We start from the raw sequence: 19,159 nt of genomic DNA on the forward strand, positions 1-19,159 counted from the left end.
GGCCGGTCCGCGGCGAGGCCGACAGCGGTCAGCGCGTACTCGGCCTGCTCCTCGGACTGGCCGCGGGCGACGCCGCCGGATGGCCGGCCGCCCGCCACCGGGCCGCCCGTATGCCCGACTGGACCCGCCGGCTCACACGCGAGCTGGAGACCTTCGCCGAGCAGAACGCCACCACCACGCTCCCGGTGCCCATCGCCCTCAACCAGCCCCCGGAGCCGCTGCGCCTCGGCCCCTCCGACGACGCGGAATGGGCGGCCTTCACAGCGGAGGCGCTGCTGCGGGCGGGCGACGACACCGCCCTCGGCGACCTCAGCCGGGAACGCCGCACCCGCGCCGCCATCGACCTCACCTGGAACGCCCTGGCCGCCGAGGTGGCCGCCGCCGCCGACCGCGCGCCCGAGGTCGAGTCGGCCGTACTGCCCCTGCGCGCCCGGATCTCGGTGCGCGCCGGACTCGGCAACCTCGCCACCGGTCTGCGCCCGCCGGCCACCGGCCACGACAACCCCCACCACTTCGACGACGCGGCCTGCGTCCGGGCGTGCGTGCTGGCCGTCGCCCACCCGGGCGACCCCCGCGCCGCGGCCGGCCTCGCCGAGTTCGACGCCCGCTACACCCAGGACGGCGACGGCGTGCACGGTGCGCGGGCGATGGCCGCGGCCCTGGCCCTCGCGCTGGCCGGCGCGGACGCCGCCGCGTGTGTGTCGGCCGCGCTCGCCGAACTGCCCGAGGCCACGGAGATCGGCCGCAACGCCCGCCACGCGCTCACCCTCGCGCGCGGCGCCGACAGCGCGTTCGCCCTGGTCCCCCTGCTGGAGCACCAGATCGTCGACCACGTCTACAGCTACGGCGTCGCCGCCGCCGAGACCGTCCCGGTCGCCCTCGCCCTCGTGGCCGCCTCGCACGGCCGGATCGCCGAGGCGGTGCCCGCGGCGGCCTGCCTGTCGCGGGTCGCCGACTCGGCACCGGCCCTGGCGGGGGCCCTGACCGGCGCGCTCGGCGGCGGCGCGGCGATCCCCGCGGCCTGGCGCGCGGCGTGCCGCACCCTCTCCGGCTGCGCGCTCCCCCGGCTGACGGGCACCGACCTGGTGGAACTCGCCGAACTGCTGGTAGCCGTACAACCGGCCCGACCGGAGGGATGATTCGGGCATGACGCCCATCGCAGAAGAAGGCAGAGGGCCGCGTCTCGACGAGCGGATCACCGGCGCCCTGGTCGGCGCGGCGGTCGGCGACGCCCTCGGCGGGCCGGTGGAGGGCTACTCCCCCGACCAGATCCTGGAGCGCCACGGCGGCCGCGTCCACGGCGTCGTCGGCCCCTGGAACGGCGACGCCTGGCGCACGGCCCGCCCCCTCGCGCCGTACCACAAGGGCGACGGCCACGTCACCGACGACACGTTGATGACCCACGCGCTGATCCGCGTCTACGCGGCCGTCCGCGACCACCTGGACGCGTACGCCGTCGCCGACCACCTGGTCCCGGACCTGATGACGAACCCCCGCTGGATCCCGGAGCTGGAGGCCGAGGCGCTGCCCCTGCACCGCGTCTTCCTCGCCGAGAAGTGGCTGGTGGCCAGAATCCACTACGGCCACGCGGACCCGCGGGAGGCCGGCGTCGGCAACATCGTCAACTGCGGTGCCGCGATGTACATGGCCCCCGTCGGCCTGGTCAACGCGGCCGATCCGGGGGCGGCGTACGCCGAGGCGCTGGACGTCGCGGGCGCCCATCAGTCCTCGTACGGCCGGGAGGCGGCGGGCGTGTTCGCGGCGGCCGTCGCGGCGGCGTGCGCCCCCGGCGCGACACCTGACTCGGTCGTGGCGGCCTGTCTCGCCGTGGCCCGGGACGGCACGCGCACGGCGATCGAGAAGGTCTGCGAGGCGGCCCGCGGGCACACGGACTTCGAGTCCGCGCTGCTCCCGCTGCGCGCGGCGGTCGCCCCCTACGACACGGTCGGCCCCGACTACCGGCGGCCCTCGCTGGGCGCGCGCAGGCCCTCGCGGCTGCACGCCGTCGAGGAACTCCCCGTCGCCCTGGGCATGTTGCTGGTCGCGGGCGGCGACGTCCGGCAGGCCGTCCTGGGCTCGGTCAACTACGGCCGCGACTGCGACTCGATCGCCACGATGGCGGGCGCGCTCGCGGGCGCGCTCGGCTCACCGGTCCCCGAGGACTGGGCGAAGGCGGTCGCCGAGGCCAGCCGGCTGGACCTGTGGGAGCCCGCGCGCACCCTCACCGGGGTGGCCCGCGAGATCCACTCCCGTGACGTGCGCCGCCGCCGCGCGCACGAGGCGGCGTTCGCCGCGCTGGAGGGCCGGCCGTGCTCCGGCTGACCTGGGTGCAGCCCGAGGACCTCCTCGGCCACGAACTGCGCCAGGCGGCCCTGGACGGCCGGGAGCCGGCCCGCGTCGCGGAGCGCTGGCGGGCGGCGGGCGGCGGCGAGGCCCCCCTCGCGGCGGGCGCCTCACCGCGGCCCGCGTCCCGCTGCCTGCGGACCCTGGCCGAGGACCTGCTGGACGAACTGGCGGACCTGCCCAGCGGGTTGGCGGACCTGGAGCCCACCGGCCTCGCGCGGATCAGGGCCGCCTGCCCGGCCTGGCCCGCCCCGGCCGCGTCCCGGACCGTGCCCGCCGTGCACCGCTTCGAGGCGGCCTGGCTGGGCCGCGCCGTCGGCTGCCTGCTCGGCAAGCCGGTGGAGAAGCTGCCCCTCGGCGCGATCCGCGCACTCGCCGCGGCCACCGGCAACTGGCCCCTGAACACGTACTTCACGGCCCGGGGCGTCCCCGCGGAACTGCTCGCGGCCCACCCCTGGAACCGGCGCTCGGCGGCCACGTCCCTCGCCGAGAACATCGACGGGATGCCCGAGGACGACGACCTCAACTACCCGCTGCTCAACCTCCTGTTGGTCCGGCGCCACGGCCGCGGCTTCAGCACCGCGGACGTGGCCCGCCTCTGGCTCGACGAGCTGCCGCCCGGCCGTACCTTCACCGCCGAGCGGATCGCCGTGCGCAACCTCCTCCTCGGCATCGAACCCCCGGACACCGCCCGCCACCGCAACCCCTTCCGGGAGTGGATCGGCGCCCTCATCCGCGCCGACGTGCACGGCTGGACCAACCCCGGCGACCCCGCCGCCGCGGCCGAACAGGCGCACCGCGACGCGGTCCTCACCCACACCGCCAACGGCGTCTACGCCGCGATGTTCGCGGCGGCGGTCGTCGCCGCGGCGGCCACCGCGGACGGGCCCGGGGACGTCCACCGCTGCCTGCGCACCGGCCTCACCGTGGTCCCGCCGCGCTCACGGCTGGCCCGCGCGGTCCGGGACGCGATCCGGCTGGCGGGCGAGCACGCCGAGTTCGACACGGTCGTGGACCGGCTGCACGCCGCCCACGCGGGCACCCACCACTGGGTCCACGCCGTCCCCAACACCGCGCTGATCGCCGCGGCCCTCACCCACGCCGACGGCGACTTCACCGGATCCGTCTGCCGTGCCGTGTCGGGCGGCTGGGACACCGACTCCAACGGCGCCGCGGCCGGCGGCGTCGCCGCCCTCCTCGCCGGTTCGCCCGCCGCGCTCCCGGCCCGCTGGACGGCCCCCCTCAAGAACCGGCTCAGCACCTCCGTCGGCGCCTTCGACGGCACCGGCTTCGACGAACTGGCCCGGCTCACCCACCGCCCCACCCCCTCGGAGGCCGCTCGCCCATGACCGACATCGTCGTGCTCGGCAGCACGAACATGGACCTCGTCACCTATGTGGAGAAGGCCCCGCAGCGCGGCGAGACCGTGCCGGGCCGGGAGTTGCGCACCATCCCCGGCGGCAAGGGCGCCAACCAGGCCATCGCGGCGGCCCGCGCGGGCGGCACCGTCTCGATGATCGGCGCCGTCGGCAACGACGCCTTCGGCACCCGGCTGCGCTCCACCCTCGAACACAGCGGCGTGGACACCGACGACCTCCGCACGGCCGACGGCCCCTCCGGCACCGCGCACATCGTCGTCGACGCCGAGGGCGGCAACGCGATCGTCGTGGTCCCCGGCGCCAACGGCACCCTCGACCACCTCAGCCCCGGCGACGAGGGCGTCATCGCCTCCGCCTCGACCCTGCTGCTCCAGCTGGAGATCCCGCTCCCCGCGGTGCTGGCCGGCGCGCGGGCCGCCCGCCGCCACGGCGTCCGCACGGTCCTCACCCCCTCCCCCGCCCAGCCGCTTCCCGGCGAACTCCTCGCCGCCGTCGACCTGTTGGTCCCCAACGAGCACGAGGCCGCCGTCCTCACCGGCCGCACCGACCCGCGCGAGGCGGCCGGCGCGCTGCTCGACCGGGTGCCGGAGGTGGTCGTCACCCTGGGCGCCGCGGGCTGCCTCTACGCCGCCCGCGGCGCCGAGCCGCTGACCGTGCCCGCCCCCGAGGTCACCGCCGTCGACACCACGGGCGCGGGCGACACCTTCGTCGGCGCCCTCGCGGTCGCCTCCGGCGAGGGCCGCCCCATGCCGGACGCCCTGCGGTGGGCGGCCGCGGCGGCCGCGCTGTCGGTGCAGCGCGAGGGCGCCACGGTGTCGATGCCGTACCGCCCCGAGATCGACGAGCTGTACGCGTCATGAGCGCCCCCGGCACCCGGCCCCCCGCCCCCCTGACCGGACTGCGCGTCCTGGACCTCGCCACCCTGTTCGCGGGCCCGCTGTGCGCCACGATGCTCGGCGACTTCGGCGCGGAGGTCATCAAGGTCGAGCACCCCGACCGGCCGGACCCCTGCCGCGGCCACGGTCCCGCGAAGGACGGGGTGGGCCTGTGGTGGAAGGTCCTGGGCCGCAACAAGCGCACCCTCACCCTGAACCTGTCCCGGCCCGGCGGCCGCACCACCCTGCTGCGGCTGGCCGCGACCGCGGACGTCGTCGTGGAGAACTTCCGCCCCGGCACCCTGGAGAAGTGGGACCTCGGCTGGCAGGAGCTGTCCGCCGTCAACCCCCGGCTGATCCTCACCCGCGTCACCGGCTTCGGGCAGTTCGGCCCCTACGCCCGCCGGCCCGGCTTCGGCACCCTCGCCGAGGCGATGAGCGGCTTCGCGGCGCTCACCGGCGAACCGGACGCGCCCCCGACGCTGCCGCCGTTCGGCCTGGCCGACTCCATCGCGGGCCTGGCGACCGCGTACGCCGTGATGACCGCGCTGGCCGCCCGTGAGCGCACCGGCGAGGGCCAGGTCGTCGACATGGCCCTCATCGAGCCGATGCTGCTGGCCCTCGGCCCCCAGCCGACCTGGTACGACCAGCTCGGCTATGTCCAGGAGCGCACCGGCAACCGCTCCGCGAACAACGCCCCGCGCAACACCTACCGCACCGCGGACGGCACCTGGGTAGCCGTCTCCACCTCCGCGCAGTCGATCGCCGAGCGGGTGATGCACCTGGTGGGGCGCCCCGAACTGATCGAGGAGCCGTGGTTCGCGACGGGCGCCGACCGGGCCCGCCACGCCGACGTCCTGGACCGGGCGGTCGGCGACTGGATCGCCCGCCACACCCGCGCGGACGTCCTCGCCGCCTTCGAGAAGGCGGAGGCGGCCATCGCCCCGATCCAGGACGTACGGGAGGTGATGACCGACCCGCAGTACGCGGCCCTGGACACGATCACCACCGTCGAGGACCCCGAACTCGGGCCGCTGCGCATGCAGAACGTCCTGTTCCGGCTGTCCGCCACGCCCGGCGCCGTCCGCTGGGCCGGCCGCCCGCACGGCGCCGACACCGACGAGATCCTCGGCGAGCTCGGCATGACGGCGGCCGAGCTGGCGGACCTGCGGGCGGAGGGCGCCCTGTGACGGACCCGGCGGGCACCGCCCCCTACCCGCTGACCTGGCTGTACGCCCCCGGCGACCGGCCGCGCGTGGTGGCCCGCGCCCTGACCTCGGGTGCCGACGTCGTCATCGTCGACCTGGAGGACGCGGTGGCCCCGGACCGCAAGGACTACGCGCGGGCGGCCACGGCCGACCTGCTCTGCGAGGCCGGTCATCCGGTGCCCGTCCACGTCCGGGTGAATCCGCTGGGCACCCCGCGCGCCGAGCGGGACGTGACGGTGCTGGCGGCCCTGCCCGGCCTGGCCGCCCTGCGGCTGCCGAAGGTGACCGCGCCCGAGCAGATCGTCCACCTCGCCGAGACCACCCCGGCGTCGGCCCCGGGCACCACCCCGCTGCACGCCCTGCTGGAGTCGGCCCTCGGCATCGAACGGGCGCACGCGATCGCCGCCGCCCACCCGTCCCTGCGCGGCATCTCGCTCGGCGAGTCCGATCTGCGGGCCGACCTCGGCGTACGCGAGGACGCGGGCCTCGACTGGTGCCGCTCCCGCGTCGTGGTGGCCGCGCGGGCGGCGGGGCTGTCGCCGCCCGCGCAGTCGATCCACCCGGACATCCGGGACCTGGAGGGGCTCGCGGCGTCCTGCGCCCGGGGCCGCACCCTGGGCTTCCTGGGCCGGGCGGCCATCCACCCCCGTCAGCTCCCCGTGATCGAACGGGCCTATCTGCCCACGGAGGCGGAGCTGGAACAGGCGGAGACCGTCGTCAAGGCGGCCACCGCCCAGCAGGGCGCGCAGGCGCTCCAGGACGGCACGTTCATCGACGCGGCCGTGGTCGCCGCCGCGCAGCGCACCCTCACCCTGGTCCGCCGCACCTGACCCGGCCGCGGCAACGCGAAGGGCGCCCGGATCACTCCGGGCGCCCTCCGTGCGTACGGTCGGTCTCACGCCTTCTTGGCCGTCGACCCCGCCTCGTCCTTGGCCTCGCCGGGTCCTTCGCGCGACACGTCGTCGCCGTCGCCGTGCTTCCCGTCACCGGTCGCCGTGTCCGTGGCCGTGTCCGCCTGATCCGTGGCGGCGTCCTCGGTCCCGGCGTCGTCCTTCGCGGTGTCCGCGGCCGCGGAGCCGTCGTCGTCGGAGGCGCCCGGCTCGACCACGGCCTCCCGGCCCGGCCGCTTCTTCGAGGAGAGCACGATGTAGACGACCGCGAGCACGAAGACGACCAGCGCGGTCCAGTTGTTCAGGCGCAGCCCGAGGATCTGCTTGGCCTCGTCCACCCGCAGGTACTCGACCCAGAACCGGCCCACGCAGTAGGCGGCGACGTACAGCGCGAACGCGCGCCCGTGGCCGAGCCGGAAGCGGCGGTCCGCCCAGATCACCAGCACGGCGACGCCGATGCTCCACAGGGACTCGTACAGGAAGGTCGGGTGGTAGGTGCCCGGCACCCGCCCGTCCGTCGAGGACGTGATCTCCAGCGCCCACGGCAGATCCGTGGGACGGCCGTACAGCTCCTGGTTGAACCAGTTGCCCCAGCGGCCCAGCGCCTGGGCGATGGCGATACCGGGGGCGATGGCGTCGGCGTAGGCGGGCAGCGGGATACCGCGTCGGCGGCAGCCGATCCAGGCACCCACCGCGCCCAGCGCGATCGCGCCCCAGATACCGAGTCCGCCTTCCCAGATCTTGAAGGCGTCGACCCAGTTCCGGCCTTCGCCGAAGTAGAGCTGGTAGTCGGTGATCACGTGGTAGAGGCGTCCGCCGACCAGGCCGAACGGCACGGCCCAGACCGCGATGTCGGCCACCGTGCCGGCCCGCCCGCCCCGGGCGATCCAGCGTTTGTTGCCGAGCCAGACGGCTACGAAGACACCGAGGATGATGCAGAAGGCGTAGCCGCGCAGCGGAATGGGACCGAGGTAGATCACTCCGCGCGACGGGCTGGGGATGTAGGCAAGTTCCATGGCAAGGACGACGCTACCCTGCCGGGCCGCACCGGTGGCGGGCAGCCCGGCTACGGGTCCATAACGGGCGGTGCCCGGCGCGGGCCCCGCGGCCCCGGCTCAGCCGGCGGCGGCCTGCTCCACCATCTGCTTGAGCTTGGCGGGCGTCATCGTCTGGTCCTGGTAGATGTTCTTGCCGTTCAGCAGGACGGTGGGGGTGCCGCTGAAGCCGCCCTTCTGGAACGCCTCGGCGGACTTCTTGACCCAGCCGCTGTGGGTGCCCTTCTCCACGCACCGCCGGAAGGCGGGCGTGTCGAGGCCCTGGACCTTGCCCGCCAGCTTCAGCAGCGTGCTGTTCTCGGCGAAGGCGTCGTCGGTCTCCGGGGGCTGGTTGCGGTAGAGCACCTCGTGGTACTGCGGGAACTTCCCGACGTCCTGGGCGCAGGCGGCGGCGTTGGCCGCGTTGTGCGAGCCGTTGCCGCCCATGTTGCCGTCGATGATCGTCGCAAGGTGGTACTCGACCTTGAGCTTGCCGGCGTCGGTCAGCTCCTTGACCGTCGAGCGGTACGCGTCCTCATAGGCCCGGCAGGCCGGGCAGCGGAAGTCCTCCCAGACCGTGAGCGTCGACTTGGCACTCTCCTTGCCCACCGGGATCGCGAGGCCGTCCTTGCCCTGGGCGCCCGAGGGGCCGACGACCGGACCGGCGTCGCTGCCGCCGTCCTTGCCCGCGTTGGCCGCCACGACGCCGATCACCGCCGCGAGGCCCAGTACGCAGACGACGCTGGCGCCCACGATCAGCGCACGGCGCCGCTTGTCGGCGGCCTTCTGCTTCTCCCGCTCGACCGCCAGCCGCTCGCGGGCGGTCCGCTTCCCGTCACGATTCTTTTCGCTCACACCCGCAGGAACGAACCGGGGAGGCGCACCGCGCCTCCCCGGTCCCAGGTCCACCCGTTCGAGCGACTCGTACGAAAGACCCTTTGTCGGACAGTTCCTCCGCCCGGCGGCTGCTACGCCCGGCGGCTGCTACGCCCGGCGGCGCACGCCCTCGGCCAGCTCGCCCGCGAGCGCGCGGACCGCCTCGACGCCCGCCGCCTCGTCGGGCGCGTCCAGCATCCGCTTGACGAAGGCCGAACCGACGATGACGCCGTCGGCGAAGCCGGCGACCTCGGCCGCCTGGGCGGCGTCGGAGACGCCGAGCCCGACGCAGACGGGCAGCGGGCTGCCGGTGGCGCGGGTGCGCTCCACCAGGTCCTGCGCCTGGGCGCCGACAGACGCGCGGGTGCCGGTGACCCCCATCAGGGAGGCCGCGTAGACGAAGCCGCTGCCCGCCGCGGTGATCTTCGCGAGCCGTTCTTCCCTGCTGCTGGGCGCCACGACGAAGACCGTCGCGAGCCCGTGCTTGTCGGCGTGCTCCCGCCACAGGGCCGACTCCTGGACCGGCAGGTCGGGCAGGATGCATCCGGCGCCGCCCGCCTGCGCGAGCTCCGCGGTGAAGCGCTCGACGCCGTAGCGGTCGACGGGGTTCCAGTACGTCATCACGAGGATCGGCTTGCCGGTGGCCTCGTACGCCTCGCGGACCGTGCGCAGGACGTCGGCGATCCGGACACCGCCGCGCAGGGCGATGTCGTCGGCGGTCTGGATGACGGGGCCGTCCAGGACGGGGTCGCTGTGCGGCAGCCCGACCTCCACGACGTCGGCGCCGCCGTCGAGGGCGGCCCTGACCGCCGCGATGCCGCCGTCCACGGTCGGGAACCCGGCCGGGAGGTAGGCGATGAGCGCCGCGCGCCCCTCGGCCTTCGCGGCGGCGAGGGTGTCGCTCAACAGCTGGATGGTGCCGCTCACTTGGCGTCCCCCTCGATCTCGGCGGCGTCGGTGTCCGCGTCGGCCGCGACCTCGGCGTCGGTGTCGTACAGGCCGAAGTAGCGTGCGGCGGTGTCCATGTCCTTGTCGCCGCGGCCGGACAGGTTGACGACGATCAGGCCGTCCTCGCCCAGCTCCCTGCCGACCTCCAGGGCGCCGGCGAGCGCGTGGGCGCTCTCGATCGCCGGGATGATGCCCTCGGTGCGCGACAGCAGGCGCAGTGCCCGCATGGCCGCGTCGTCGGTCACCGCGCGGTACTCGCCGCGGCCGCTGTCCTTGAGGTAGGAGTGCTCGGGGCCGATGCCGGGGTAGTCCAGGCCGGCCGAGATCGAGTACGGCTCGGTGATCTGGCCCTCGTCGTCCTGGAGGACGTAGGAGCGCGAGCCGTGCAGGATGCCGGGTTCGCCCGCGGTCAGGGTGGCCGCGTGCTCACCGGAGCCGATGCCGTGCCCGGCGGGCTCGCAGCCGATGAGGCGGACGTCCGCGTCGGGGATGAAGGCGTGGAAGAGGCCGATGGCGTTGGAGCCGCCGCCGACGCAGGCGACCGCCGCGTCGGGGAGGCGGCCGGTGCGCTCCAGGAGCTGGCGGCGGGCCTCGACGCCGATGACGCGGTGGAAGTCGCGGACCATGGCCGGGAAGGGGTGCGGGCCGGCGACCGTGCCGAAGAGGTAGTGGGTGCGGTCGACGTTGGCGACCCAGTCGCGGAACGCCTCGTTGATGGCGTCCTTGAGGGTGCGGCTGCCGGACTTCACGGCGACGACCTCGGCGCCGAGCATGCGCATACGGGCCACGTTCAGGGCCTGGCGCTCGGTGTCGATCTCGCCCATGTAGATCGTGCAGTCGAGGCCGAACAGCGCGCAGGCGGTGGCGGTGGCGACGCCGTGCTGGCCGGCGCCGGTCTCGGCGATCACCCGGGTCTTGCCCATCCGCTGGGTGAGCAGGGCCTGGCCGAGCACGTTGTTGATCTTGTGGGAGCCGGTGTGGTTGAGGTCTTCCCGCTTCAGGAAGATCCGGGCGCCGCCGGCGTGTCCGGCGAACCGCGGCACCTCGGTGAGGGAGCTGGGGCGGCCGGTGTAGTGGACCAGCAGGCCGTCGAGCTCGCGGGCGAACTCGGGGTCGTGCTTGGCCTTGTCGTACTCGACGGCCACCTCGTCCACGGCGGCGACGAGCGCCTCCGGGATGAAGGTGCCGCCGAACGCGCCGAAGTAGCCCTCGGCGTCGGGGACCCGGCCCTCCGGGTCGGGGATGAAGAACTCGCTGGGCATGCGGATACCTCACGGTGAGTGCGGAGAAGAGACACTGTTCGCCGTGGGGCGGGGGGTGATCACACGACCGCGGTCCGTGTGCGGTCGCTCGGGCGGCTCCCCGCGCCCCTGGGGGCGCGCTGCCATCGGCGGCCGTTGACCTGCCCGGGTTCGTCCCCGATGACGTAGCGCACGCGACGGCCGTGCACCCGGCGTGCGGGCGCGCGGCAGCCACGGGGGCGGCAGCCGCGCGCGAGGCGGGCGTACCTGTCCGTGGTCGTCGTCGTGGGCGTCATCGGGGCGACTCTATCGGGTGATCAGCCGCGGCCGTGCCGCAGCGCGGGGTGCTCGCCGGCCGCCACCAGGTCGGAGACCGCGGCCTTCGGGTCCTTGCCGGTGACCAGCGACTCGCCGACCAGGACGGCGTCGGCCCCGGCGTTGGCGTAGGCGATGAGGTCGTGGGGGCCGCGCACGCCCGACTCGGCCACCTTGACGAGGGTGTCGGGGATCTCCGGCGCGATCCGCTCGAAGGTGCCCCGGTCCACCTCAAGGGTCTTCAGGTTGCGGGCGTTGACGCCGATGATCCGCGCGCCCGCGTCCACCGCGCGCTCGACCTCGTCCTCGTCGTGCACCTCGACCAGCGGGGTGAGGCCGATGGACTCGGCGCGCTCGATCAGGGACTCCAGCGCGGGCTGTTCGAGGGCCGCGACGATCAGCAGCGCGAGGTCGGCGCCGTACGCGCGGGCCTCCCACAGCTGGTACGAGGTGACGATGAAGTCCTTGCGCAGGACCGGGATGTCCACACGCGCGCGGACGGCCTCCAGGTCGGCCAGCGAGCCGCCGAAGCGGCGCTGCTCGGTGAGGACGGAGATGACGGCCGCGCCGCCCGCCTCGTAGTCGGCGGCGAGCGCGGCGGGGTCGGCGATCGCGGCCAGCGCGCCCTTGGAGGGGCTGGAGCGCTTGACCTCGCAGATGACCTTGACGCCGTCGCCCTTGAGCGCGGCGACGCCGTCCTTGGCGGCGGGGGCCTTCGCCGCGCGCTCCTTGAGCTCGTCGAGGCTGACGCGCGCCTGCCGCTCCGCGAGGTCGGCACGGACTCCGTCGATGATCTCGTCGAGCACACTCACGCGAGCGGCCCCCTTTCAGACGGTCGGCTGTGAAAGCGGTACGAAACCGGTGGTCACTGCGATGGTATCCGGAGCGGGGCGCGGGCCCCGCATCCGGTTGACGGCGGTCCCACTACCTGGACGTCCGCCGGTGATCAAGGATGCAGCCAGCCACCGAACGGCAGGTTCCGGACAAGGGTGAAGACCAGCGTCAACGTGCCGAGCGCCCACATCCGCGCCGGTGAGAGGTCGAGGCGCGGCGGCCGCCCGCGCACGGCGCGGACCACCCAGACGGTCCACAGCACGGCGAGGACGGCGAACCCGGCGACGGCGAGGGCGTTCGCCTGGAGGGCCGCCGGGAGGTCGCCCCCGACCAGGGCGTGGGCGCTGCGCAGTCCGCCGCAGCCGGGGCAGAAGACGCCGGTCAACCGCAGGAGCGGGCAGGGCGGGTAGTGGCCGGGTTCGTTGGGGTCGACGGCGCCCACGTAGGCGAAGGCGGCCGCGACGGCGGCGAGCACGCCCACCGGAACGGCCAGCCGTGCCGGCAGGGAGCGCGCGCCGGTCCGGGTCACCCGCTGGGTATCGGCGTTCACATCACGCATTGTGCCCCGCTCACGCGAGAGGGGCGCCCCCGGGCACGCCGTACGGTGCCCGGTCGCCCCTCGGCGGAGACTGGCTCCGGTCAGCTCCTGGCAGCCGCCGCCTGGGCCGCCTGCTCCCTGAGCGACTCCAGGTGGGCGTCCTTGGTCTGGCCCATGCCCATCGAACTCATGAGCCGGCCGACGACGCCGCCGAGGACGACGATGGCCATGCCCGCCCAGAAGCCCGCCGGCACGGCCATCACCATGAAGACGCCCGAGACGCAGAAACCGATGAAGGCGATCGAAACACCGGTCCAGGCGGCCGGGGTGTGACCGTGGCTGCTGCCCGCCATTGCTTGCTCCTCGTTGCCGTGTACGTGTCGTACGTGGGTGAGCCCGTCGCTCGCTGCCATTGTCCCGCACGCCCACCGGCGCCGTGCTCGGGGGTCGCCGCACACCCGGCCGGGACCCCGGCGAGGGCCGCCGCGGGCGGAGGGCGGCGCGGTGCTGGGGCGGGTTTCGAAAGGAGCGTCGTCCGCCCGCAGGGCGGGCGGGACTTTCGAAACCCGCCCTAGGCTCCGGTCGGGTCCTCGCCGCGGTCGAGGGCCTTCCAGAGCTCCTCGGGGCGGTCGGGGTCGGGCGCCCGGGAGGCGGCGCGGGAGCGGGGGGCGCCGCCGCGCTCGTAGCGTCCGCCCATGCCCGGCCACTGCCGTCCGTAGCGCAGCGCCAGCAGTCCCGCGAGCAGGATCAGGGCACCGCCGACGGCCGCGACGTACGGCCACGCGGTGTGGGTGAGGGCCTGGACGGTGGCGGAGGTGTCGCCGGACGCCTCGGCGGCCTTCTCGTCGAGGGCCGCGCTGTCGGAGACGCCGGTGAGGGCGGCGGCGACGGTGCCCGCCCCGGAGAGCGCGAGCAGCCCGGCCACCAGGAGGCGGCCGGCCCGGCGCACGGCGAAGACGGCGACGAGCGCGGCGAGTCCCACTACGGCCAGGGCCGCGGGGACACCCGTGACGTCGCTGCCCTTGGCGGTGAGCGGGAAGGCGCCGCCGCCCACCGCGGTCGTGCCCTGCGACCAGAGCTGGCGGGTGGACAGCAGCGCCACGGCCGAGCCGAGGGCCCCGCACAGCAGGGCGACGGCGAGGCTCAGTCGGCCCGCCCGGACGGCGGCCGGGGCTTCGGAACGGGGGTGAGGTACGGCAGTCACGTACTCCACTATCGCCCGGACCCGCGACGATCGGTCACCCGGGGTTCACGTGAGACGGGCCACGCGGGTCACCGGGCGGTCACGGCCGGCCGAGCCGGTTGGCGGTGTGCACCGCGCGCAGCACCGCCGCCGCCTTGTTGCGGCACTCGGTGTCCTCCGCGACGGGGTCGGAGTCGGCGACGACGCCGGCGCCCGCCTGGACGTACGCCGTGCCGCCGCGCAGCAGGGCCGTGCGGATGGCGATGGCCGTGTCGGAGTCGCCCGCGAAGTCGAGGTAGCCGACGCAGCCGCCGTACAACCCCCTTCTGGAGGGCTCCAGTTCGTCGATGATCTGCATCGCGCGGGGCTTGGGCGCGCCCGAGAGGGTGCCCGCCGGGAAGCACGCCGTCAGGACATCGAAGGCGGTGCGGCCGGGCGCGACGCGGCCGGTCACGGTCGAGACGATGTGCATCACGTGGGAGTAGCGCTCGACGGACATGAAGTCGACGACCTCGACCGAGCCGGGTTCGCAGACCCGTCCGAGGTCGTTGCGGCCGAGGTCGACGAGCATGAGGTGCTCGGCGCGCTCCTTGGGGTCGGCGAGCAGTTCGTCGGCGAGGGCCTGGTCCTCCTGCGGGGTCGCCCCGCGCCAGCGGGTGCCGGCGATGGGGTGCACCATGGCCCGGCCGTCCTCGACCTTGACCAGCGCCTCGGGTGAGGAGCCGACGACGTCGAAGCCGTCGAAGCGGAACAGGTACATGTACGGCGAGGGGTTGGTGGCCCGCAGGACGCGGTAGACGTCGAGCGCGCTCGCCGTGCACGGTGTCTCGAACCGCTGGGAGGGCACGACCTGGAACGCCTCGCCCGCGCGGATGCGCTCCTTGATGTCCTGAACGGCCTCCTGGAAGTCCTCGCCGCCCCACAGCGCGGTGTACTCGGGCAGCTCGGAGGGGGGCAGGACGGCCGGGGGCTGGGCGACGGGGCGCGCGAGGTCCGCCTCCATGGCGTCGAGGCGGGCGACCGCGTCGGCGTGGGCCTCGTCGACGCCGGTGTCGAGGTCGTTGTGGTTGATCGCGTTGGCGATCAGCCAGACGGAGCCCTCCCAGTGGTCCATGACGGCGAGGTCGCTGGTGAGCAGCATGGTCAGCTCGGGCAGCCGAAGGTCGTCGCGCTCGCCGGGGCCGATCCTCTCCAGGCGGCGCACGATGTCGTAGCCGAGGTAGCCGACCATGCCGCCGGTGAAGGGCGGCAGGTTCAGGTCGTGGGTGAGGTCGCGCGGGGTGTGCAGGGCCTCCACGGTGGCGCGCAGCGCGGCCAGCGGGTCGCCGTGCCGGGGCACGCCGACGGGCGCGGTGCCGAGCCAGTGGGCCTGTCCGGCGTGCTCGGTGAGGGTGGCCGCGGACCGGACGCCCACGAAGGAGTACCGGGACCAGGAGCGGCCGTTCTCCGCGGACTCCAGCAGGAAGGTGCCGGGGCGCTCGGCGGCGAGCTTGCGGTAGAGGGCGACCGGGGTGTCGCCGTCGGCGAGGAGCTTGCGGGTGACCGGGATGACGCGGCGGTCGGTGGCCAGCTTGCGGAACGTCTCGAGGTCCATGGCGGCTGACCCTACTGATCCGCGGGCGCCGCGCCGGAACCGGCGGCGTCCAGCAGCACGTCGGCGTCGAAGCAGGTCCGCGCTCCGGTGTGGCAGGCGGCGCCCACCTGGTCCACCTTCACGAGCAGGGTGTCCGCGTCGCAGTCCAGGGCGACGGACTTCACCCACTGGACGTGGCCGGAGGTGTCGCCCTTGACCCAGTACTCCTGGCGGCTGCGCGACCAGTAGGTGCAGCGGCCGGTGGTGAGGGTGCGGTGCAGCGCCTCGTCGTCCATCCAGCCGAGCATCAGCACCTCTCCGGTGTCGTACTGCTGGGCGACGGCGGGCAGGAGGCCGTCCGCGCCGCGCTTGAGGCGTGCGGCGACGGCGGGGTCCAGCCGGCTGGGCTGACGGGGCGTGCTGGTGCTCATGCCCGCCATTGTGCCGCCTGCCACTGACAGTGACGGACCGGTGTCCGACGGGTGGACGGGGGTGGCGGGTGGGCGGACCCGGCACGCGGTCGTAGGCTGGCGGCATGTCGACCTTCGCGAAGCGTGAACGACTTCTCCTGGCCGACCTCTTGGAGGCGGAGGGGCCCGAGGCCCCCACCCTCTGCGAGGGCTGGACGACCCGTGATCTCGCCGCGCACGTGGTGGTGCGCGAGCGGCGGCCCGACGCGGCCGCGGGCATGCTGGTCAAACCGCTGGCCTCCCGCCTGGACCGGGCGATGGAGGAGTTCGCGGCGAAGCCGTACGAGGAGCTGATCCAGCTCATCCGCACCGGCCCGCCGCGCTTCTCGCCGTTCCAGCTCAAGCAGGTGGACGAGGCGTCGAACACGATCGAGTTCTACGTCCACACCGAGGACGTCCGCCGGGCCCGGCCGGACTGGTCGCCGCGCGAGCTCGACCCGGTCTTCCAGGACGCCCTGTGGTCGCGTCTGGAGCGCGCGGCGCGGCTGATGGGCCGGGGCTCGCCCACCGGCGTGGTGCTGCGCCGCCCCGACGGCCAGACGGTGGTCGCCCACCGCGGCGCCCCCGTCGTCACCGTCACCGGCGACCCCTCGGAACTGCTGCTGTTCACCTACGGCCGGCAGGACGCGGCCAAGGTCGTCCTGGAGGGCGACGAGAACGCGATCGCCAAGCTGCACACGACACGGCAGCTGGGGATCTGAGAGCGGGCGCGCGGACGCGCCCGCCCCGCGGTCAGCGCACGGGGTGGCCCGTCGCGCGGAGGGTTTCCTTGACCTCGCTGATGCGCAGGTCGCCGAAGTGGAAGACGGAGGCCGCGAGGACCGCGTCCGCGCCCGCGTCGACGGCCGGCGGGAAGTCGGTGAGTCCGCCGGCGCCGCCGGAGGCGATCACCGGGATCGTCACGTGCGCGCGCACGGCCCGGATCATCTCCAGGTCGTAGCCGTCCTTGGTGCCGTCCGCGTCCATCGAGTTGAGCAGGATCTCGCCCGCGCCCAGCTCGGCGGCCCGGTGGGCCCACTCGACGGCGTCGATGCCGGTGCCGCGGCGGCCGCCGTGGGTGGTGACCTCGAAGGTGCCCCCGGGGGTGCGCCGGGCGTCGACCGACAGCACCAGCACCTGCCGGCCGAACCGCTCGGCGATCTCGCGGATCAGTTCGGGGCGGGCGATGGCGGCGGTGTTGACGCCCACCTTGTCCGCGCCCGCGCGCAGCAGCTTGTCGACGTCCTCGGCGGTACGGACGCCGCCGCCGACCGTCAGCGGGATGAACACCTGCTCGGCGGTGCGGCGCACCACGTCGTAGGTGGTCTCGCGGTCGCCCGAGGAGGCGGTGATGTCGAGGAAGGTCAGTTCGTCGGCGCCCTCGGCGTCGTACACCTTGGCCATCTCGACGGGGTCGCCCGCGTCGCGCAGGTTCTGGAAGTTGACGCCCTTGACGACCCGGCCGCCGTCCACGTCCAGGCAGGGGATGACTCGGACCGCCAGGGTCATGGGAGCGGCTCCTCCAACGTGCTTCTGCATGCTTCCATTTCCACTTCGACCAGGATGCGCGAGTCCGCGAAGCCCTCCACGACGAGCAGCGTCGAGACGGGGCGCACGCCGTCGAAGAGCTCCTTGTGGGCCCGGCCGACGGCCTCCACGTCCCGTGCGTGGACGAGGTACATCCGGGTGCGGATCACGGACTCGGCGCCGAGTCCGAACTCACCGATGGCGGCGAGCGCGTTGGCGAAGGCCACCCGTGCCTGCTCGTACGGATCGCCCTCGCCGTGGAGCACCTCGCCCCGGAAGGAGGTCGTCCCGCCGACCAGGACGCGGTCGCCCGCGGCGACGGCGCGCGCGAACCCGAACGCGTCCTCCCGGGGGCTGCCGCTCCGCGCGCGCCGTACGCCCTCGGACGTCATGACACTGCGTCCGTCTTCATGACACGGCCTCCAGGGCTTCCTCCAGGGTGAACGCCTTCGCGTAGAGGGCCTTCCCGACGATGGAGCCCTCGACACCGAGCGGGACCAGCTCGGCGATGGCCCGCAGGTCGTCGAGGGAGGAGACGCCGCCGGAGGCGACGACGGGGCGGTCCGTCGCCGCGCAGACGTTCTTCAGCAGTTCCAGGTTCGGGCCCTGGAGCGTGCCGTCCTTGGCGATGTCCGTGACGACGTACCGGGCGCAGCCCTCGGCGTTCAGGCGCTCCAGCGTCGTGTAGAGGTCGCCGCCGTCGCGGGTCCAGCCGCGGCCGCGCAGGGTGGTGCCGCGGACGTCGAGGCCGACGGCGATCTTGTCGCCGTGCTCGGCGATGACCTTGGCGACCCACTCGGGTGTCTCCAGGGCGGCCGTGCCGAGGTTCACGCGCGTGCAGCCCGTGGCGAGCGCGGCGGCCAGGGAGGCGTCGTCGCGGATGCCGCCGGACAGCTCGACCTTGATGTCCATCGCCCGTGCGACCTCGGCGATCAGCTCCCGGTTGTCGCCGGTGCCGAAGGCGGCGTCGAGGTCGACCAGGTGCAGCCACTCGGCGCCCGACCGCTGCCAGGCCAGGGCGGCCTCCAGTGGGGAGCCGTAGGAGGTCTCGGTGCCGGACTCGCCGTGCACGAGGCGCACGGCCTGGCCGTCGCGGACGTCGACGGCGGGGAGGAGTTCGAGCTTGGGCATGTCTCTACAGGGTTCCGATCCAGTTGGTGAGCAGCTGCGCTCCGGCGTCGCCGGACTTCTCGGGGTGGAACTGGGTGGCCCACAGCGGGCCGTTCTCGACGGCGGCCACGAAGGGCTTGCCGTGCGTGGACCAGGTGACCCTGGGCGGGGTCATCGCCGGGTTCAGCGTGTCGAAGCTCCACTCCTGGACGGCGTAGGAGTGCACGAAGTAGAAGCGCGCGTCGGCGTCCAGGCCGGCGAACAGTTCGCTGCCGGGCGCCGCGTCCACGGTGTTCCAGCCCATGTGGGGCACGATCTCGGCCTGGAGCGGCTCCACCGAGCCGGGCCATTCGCCCAGGCCCTCGGTCTCCTCGCCGTGCTCGATGCCGCGCGCGAAGAGGATCTGCATGCCGACGCAGATGCCCATCACCGGACGCCCGCCGGAGAGCCGGCGGTCGATGATCCAGTCGCCGCGTGCCCCGGTCAGCCCCTTCATGCAGGCGGCGAAGGCGCCCACGCCCGGCACGAGCAGCCCGTCGGCGTTCATGGCCGCGTCGAAGTCACGGGTGACCTCCACGTCCGCACCCGCGCGCGTGAGGGCGCGCTCGGCGGAGCGGATGTTCCCGAAGCCGTAGTCGAAGACGACGACCTTCTTCGGGCCGGGGCTCATGAGTACCACACCTCCAGCCGCACGATGCCCGCGGTGAGGCACATCGCGGCTGCTATCGCCAGCAGCACGACGATGTTCTTCGAGACCTTCTGCTTGATGAAGGAGTACACGCCGCCGGCGAGGAAGAGGCCGACGACGATGAAAGCGGTGGACGAACCGTTCATGG

Annotated in this window: 23 protein-coding genes; 7 read left to right on the forward strand and 16 right to left on the reverse strand. The window is 74.3% G+C overall.

The window, feature by feature from the left end; all coding sequences use genetic code 11:
* Positions 1-44: 44 nt before the first annotated feature.
* From SZN_RS10105 to SZN_RS10130, 6 genes are read left to right on the forward strand one after another with little or no spacing between them, the layout of a single operon-like run.
* Positions 45-1,139 (forward strand): ADP-ribosylglycohydrolase family protein, encoded by a 1,095-nt coding sequence (locus SZN_RS10105; protein WP_063741744.1) that lies wholly within the window; start codon positions 45-47, stop codon positions 1,137-1,139.
* A gap of 7 nt (positions 1,140-1,146) precedes the next feature.
* A complete protein-coding gene (locus SZN_RS10110; RefSeq protein ID WP_007493916.1) occupies positions 1,147-2,322 on the forward strand; it encodes an ADP-ribosylglycohydrolase family protein in 1,176 nt (391 codons plus the stop codon).
* Positions 2,310-3,692: an ADP-ribosylglycohydrolase family protein gene (locus SZN_RS10115; RefSeq protein ID WP_007493917.1), complete on the forward strand. Its 1,383-nt coding sequence runs from the start codon at positions 2,310-2,312 to the stop codon at positions 3,690-3,692. Before SZN_RS10110 ends, SZN_RS10115 begins: the two co-directional genes overlap by 13 nt.
* Positions 3,689-4,582 (forward strand): ribokinase, encoded by an 894-nt coding sequence (gene rbsK / locus SZN_RS10120; RefSeq protein ID WP_007493919.1) that lies wholly within the window; start codon positions 3,689-3,691, stop codon positions 4,580-4,582. The genes SZN_RS10115 and rbsK overlap by 4 nt, the downstream gene beginning before the upstream one ends.
* Complete coding sequence (locus SZN_RS10125; RefSeq protein WP_007493921.1) at positions 4,579-5,787, forward strand: CaiB/BaiF CoA transferase family protein; 1,209 nt, start codon at positions 4,579-4,581, stop codon at positions 5,785-5,787. Before rbsK ends, SZN_RS10125 begins: the two co-directional genes overlap by 4 nt.
* Positions 5,784-6,635: an HpcH/HpaI aldolase/citrate lyase family protein gene (locus SZN_RS10130; RefSeq protein WP_007493923.1), complete on the forward strand. Its 852-nt coding sequence runs from the start codon at positions 5,784-5,786 to the stop codon at positions 6,633-6,635. Before SZN_RS10125 ends, SZN_RS10130 begins: the two co-directional genes overlap by 4 nt.
* A 65-nt stretch (positions 6,636-6,700) precedes the next feature.
* Here SZN_RS10130 and lgt read toward each other — a convergent pair whose 3' ends face one another.
* The 11 genes from lgt to hisI form a co-directional block, all read right to left on the reverse strand.
* Positions 6,701-7,711, reverse strand: a complete 1,011-nt coding sequence (lgt, locus tag SZN_RS10135; protein WP_007493925.1) for a prolipoprotein diacylglyceryl transferase — start codon at positions 7,709-7,711, stop codon at positions 6,701-6,703.
* A gap of 99 nt (positions 7,712-7,810) precedes the next feature.
* On the reverse strand, positions 7,811-8,584 hold the full coding sequence (locus tag SZN_RS10140; protein WP_007493927.1) for a DsbA family protein: 774 nt from the start codon (positions 8,582-8,584) through the stop codon (positions 7,811-7,813).
* Positions 8,585-8,713: 129 nt separating this feature from the next.
* Complete coding sequence (gene trpA, locus SZN_RS10145; RefSeq protein WP_007493929.1) at positions 8,714-9,532, reverse strand: tryptophan synthase subunit alpha; 819 nt, start codon at positions 9,530-9,532, stop codon at positions 8,714-8,716.
* Entirely contained in the window at positions 9,529-10,815 is a 1,287-nt protein-coding gene (trpB, locus tag SZN_RS10150; protein ID WP_007493931.1) for a tryptophan synthase subunit beta, read from the reverse strand. The genes trpA and trpB overlap by 4 nt, the downstream gene beginning before the upstream one ends.
* A gap of 59 nt (positions 10,816-10,874) precedes the next feature.
* A complete protein-coding gene (gene trpM / locus SZN_RS38430; RefSeq protein ID WP_078508519.1) occupies positions 10,875-11,090 on the reverse strand; it encodes a tryptophan biosynthesis modulator TrpM in 216 nt (71 codons plus the stop codon).
* 21 nt (positions 11,091-11,111) lie between these two features.
* Positions 11,112-11,921 carry an indole-3-glycerol phosphate synthase TrpC gene (gene trpC / locus SZN_RS10155; RefSeq protein ID WP_043729669.1) on the reverse strand — a complete coding sequence of 270 codons (810 nt, stop codon included), beginning with the start codon at positions 11,919-11,921 and terminating at the stop codon, positions 11,112-11,114.
* A gap of 134 nt (positions 11,922-12,055) precedes the next feature.
* Positions 12,056-12,502, reverse strand: a complete 447-nt coding sequence (locus SZN_RS10160) for a DUF2752 domain-containing protein (RefSeq protein WP_043729682.1) — start codon at positions 12,500-12,502, stop codon at positions 12,056-12,058.
* 80 nt (positions 12,503-12,582) lie between these two features.
* The gene (locus SZN_RS10165; protein WP_007493935.1) at positions 12,583-12,834 is read right to left on the reverse strand and encodes an HGxxPAAW family protein; all 252 of its coding nucleotides are present in this window, start codon (positions 12,832-12,834) and stop codon (positions 12,583-12,585) included.
* A 218-nt stretch (positions 12,835-13,052) separates the two neighbouring features.
* Complete coding sequence (locus tag SZN_RS10170; RefSeq protein WP_007493936.1) at positions 13,053-13,694, reverse strand: TIGR02234 family membrane protein; 642 nt, start codon at positions 13,692-13,694, stop codon at positions 13,053-13,055.
* A gap of 70 nt (positions 13,695-13,764) precedes the next feature.
* Positions 13,765-15,258: an anthranilate synthase component I gene (locus SZN_RS10175; RefSeq protein ID WP_007493937.1), complete on the reverse strand. Its 1,494-nt coding sequence runs from the start codon at positions 15,256-15,258 to the stop codon at positions 13,765-13,767.
* A gap of 11 nt (positions 15,259-15,269) precedes the next feature.
* A complete protein-coding gene (gene hisI, locus SZN_RS10180) occupies positions 15,270-15,677 on the reverse strand; it encodes a phosphoribosyl-AMP cyclohydrolase (protein ID WP_007493938.1) in 408 nt (135 codons plus the stop codon).
* 95 nt (positions 15,678-15,772) lie between these two features.
* Here hisI and SZN_RS10185 point away from each other — a divergent pair, with 95 nt between their 5' ends.
* Positions 15,773-16,408: a TIGR03085 family metal-binding protein gene (locus tag SZN_RS10185; protein ID WP_007493939.1), complete on the forward strand. Its 636-nt coding sequence runs from the start codon at positions 15,773-15,775 to the stop codon at positions 16,406-16,408.
* 31 nt (positions 16,409-16,439) lie between these two features.
* Here the strand turns inward: SZN_RS10185 and hisF are convergent, their stop codons facing one another.
* From hisF to SZN_RS41310, 5 genes are read right to left on the reverse strand one after another with little or no spacing between them, the layout of a single operon-like run.
* Positions 16,440-17,195 (reverse strand): imidazole glycerol phosphate synthase subunit HisF, encoded by a 756-nt coding sequence (gene hisF / locus SZN_RS10190; protein WP_007493941.1) that lies wholly within the window; start codon positions 17,193-17,195, stop codon positions 16,440-16,442.
* Positions 17,192-17,605 carry a RidA family protein gene (locus SZN_RS10195; RefSeq protein ID WP_007493943.1) on the reverse strand — a complete coding sequence of 138 codons (414 nt, stop codon included), beginning with the start codon at positions 17,603-17,605 and terminating at the stop codon, positions 17,192-17,194. The genes hisF and SZN_RS10195 overlap by 4 nt, the downstream gene beginning before the upstream one ends.
* 16 nt (positions 17,606-17,621) lie before the next feature.
* Positions 17,622-18,344 carry a bifunctional 1-(5-phosphoribosyl)-5-((5-phosphoribosylamino)methylideneamino)imidazole-4-carboxamide isomerase/phosphoribosylanthranilate isomerase PriA gene (gene priA / locus SZN_RS10200; protein WP_007493945.1) on the reverse strand — a complete coding sequence of 241 codons (723 nt, stop codon included), beginning with the start codon at positions 18,342-18,344 and terminating at the stop codon, positions 17,622-17,624.
* Between the two features lie 4 nt (positions 18,345-18,348).
* On the reverse strand, positions 18,349-18,993 hold the full coding sequence (gene hisH / locus SZN_RS10205) for an imidazole glycerol phosphate synthase subunit HisH (protein ID WP_007493947.1): 645 nt from the start codon (positions 18,991-18,993) through the stop codon (positions 18,349-18,351).
* Positions 18,990-19,157, reverse strand: a complete 168-nt coding sequence (locus SZN_RS41310; RefSeq protein ID WP_007493949.1) for a hypothetical protein — start codon at positions 19,155-19,157, stop codon at positions 18,990-18,992. Before SZN_RS41310 ends, hisH begins: the two co-directional genes overlap by 4 nt.
* Positions 19,158-19,159 lie beyond the last annotated feature (2 nt).

It is taken from the genome of Streptomyces zinciresistens K42 (genome assembly GCF_000225525.1).
GTDB lineage: Bacteria > Actinomycetota > Actinomycetes > Streptomycetales > Streptomycetaceae > Streptomyces > Streptomyces zinciresistens.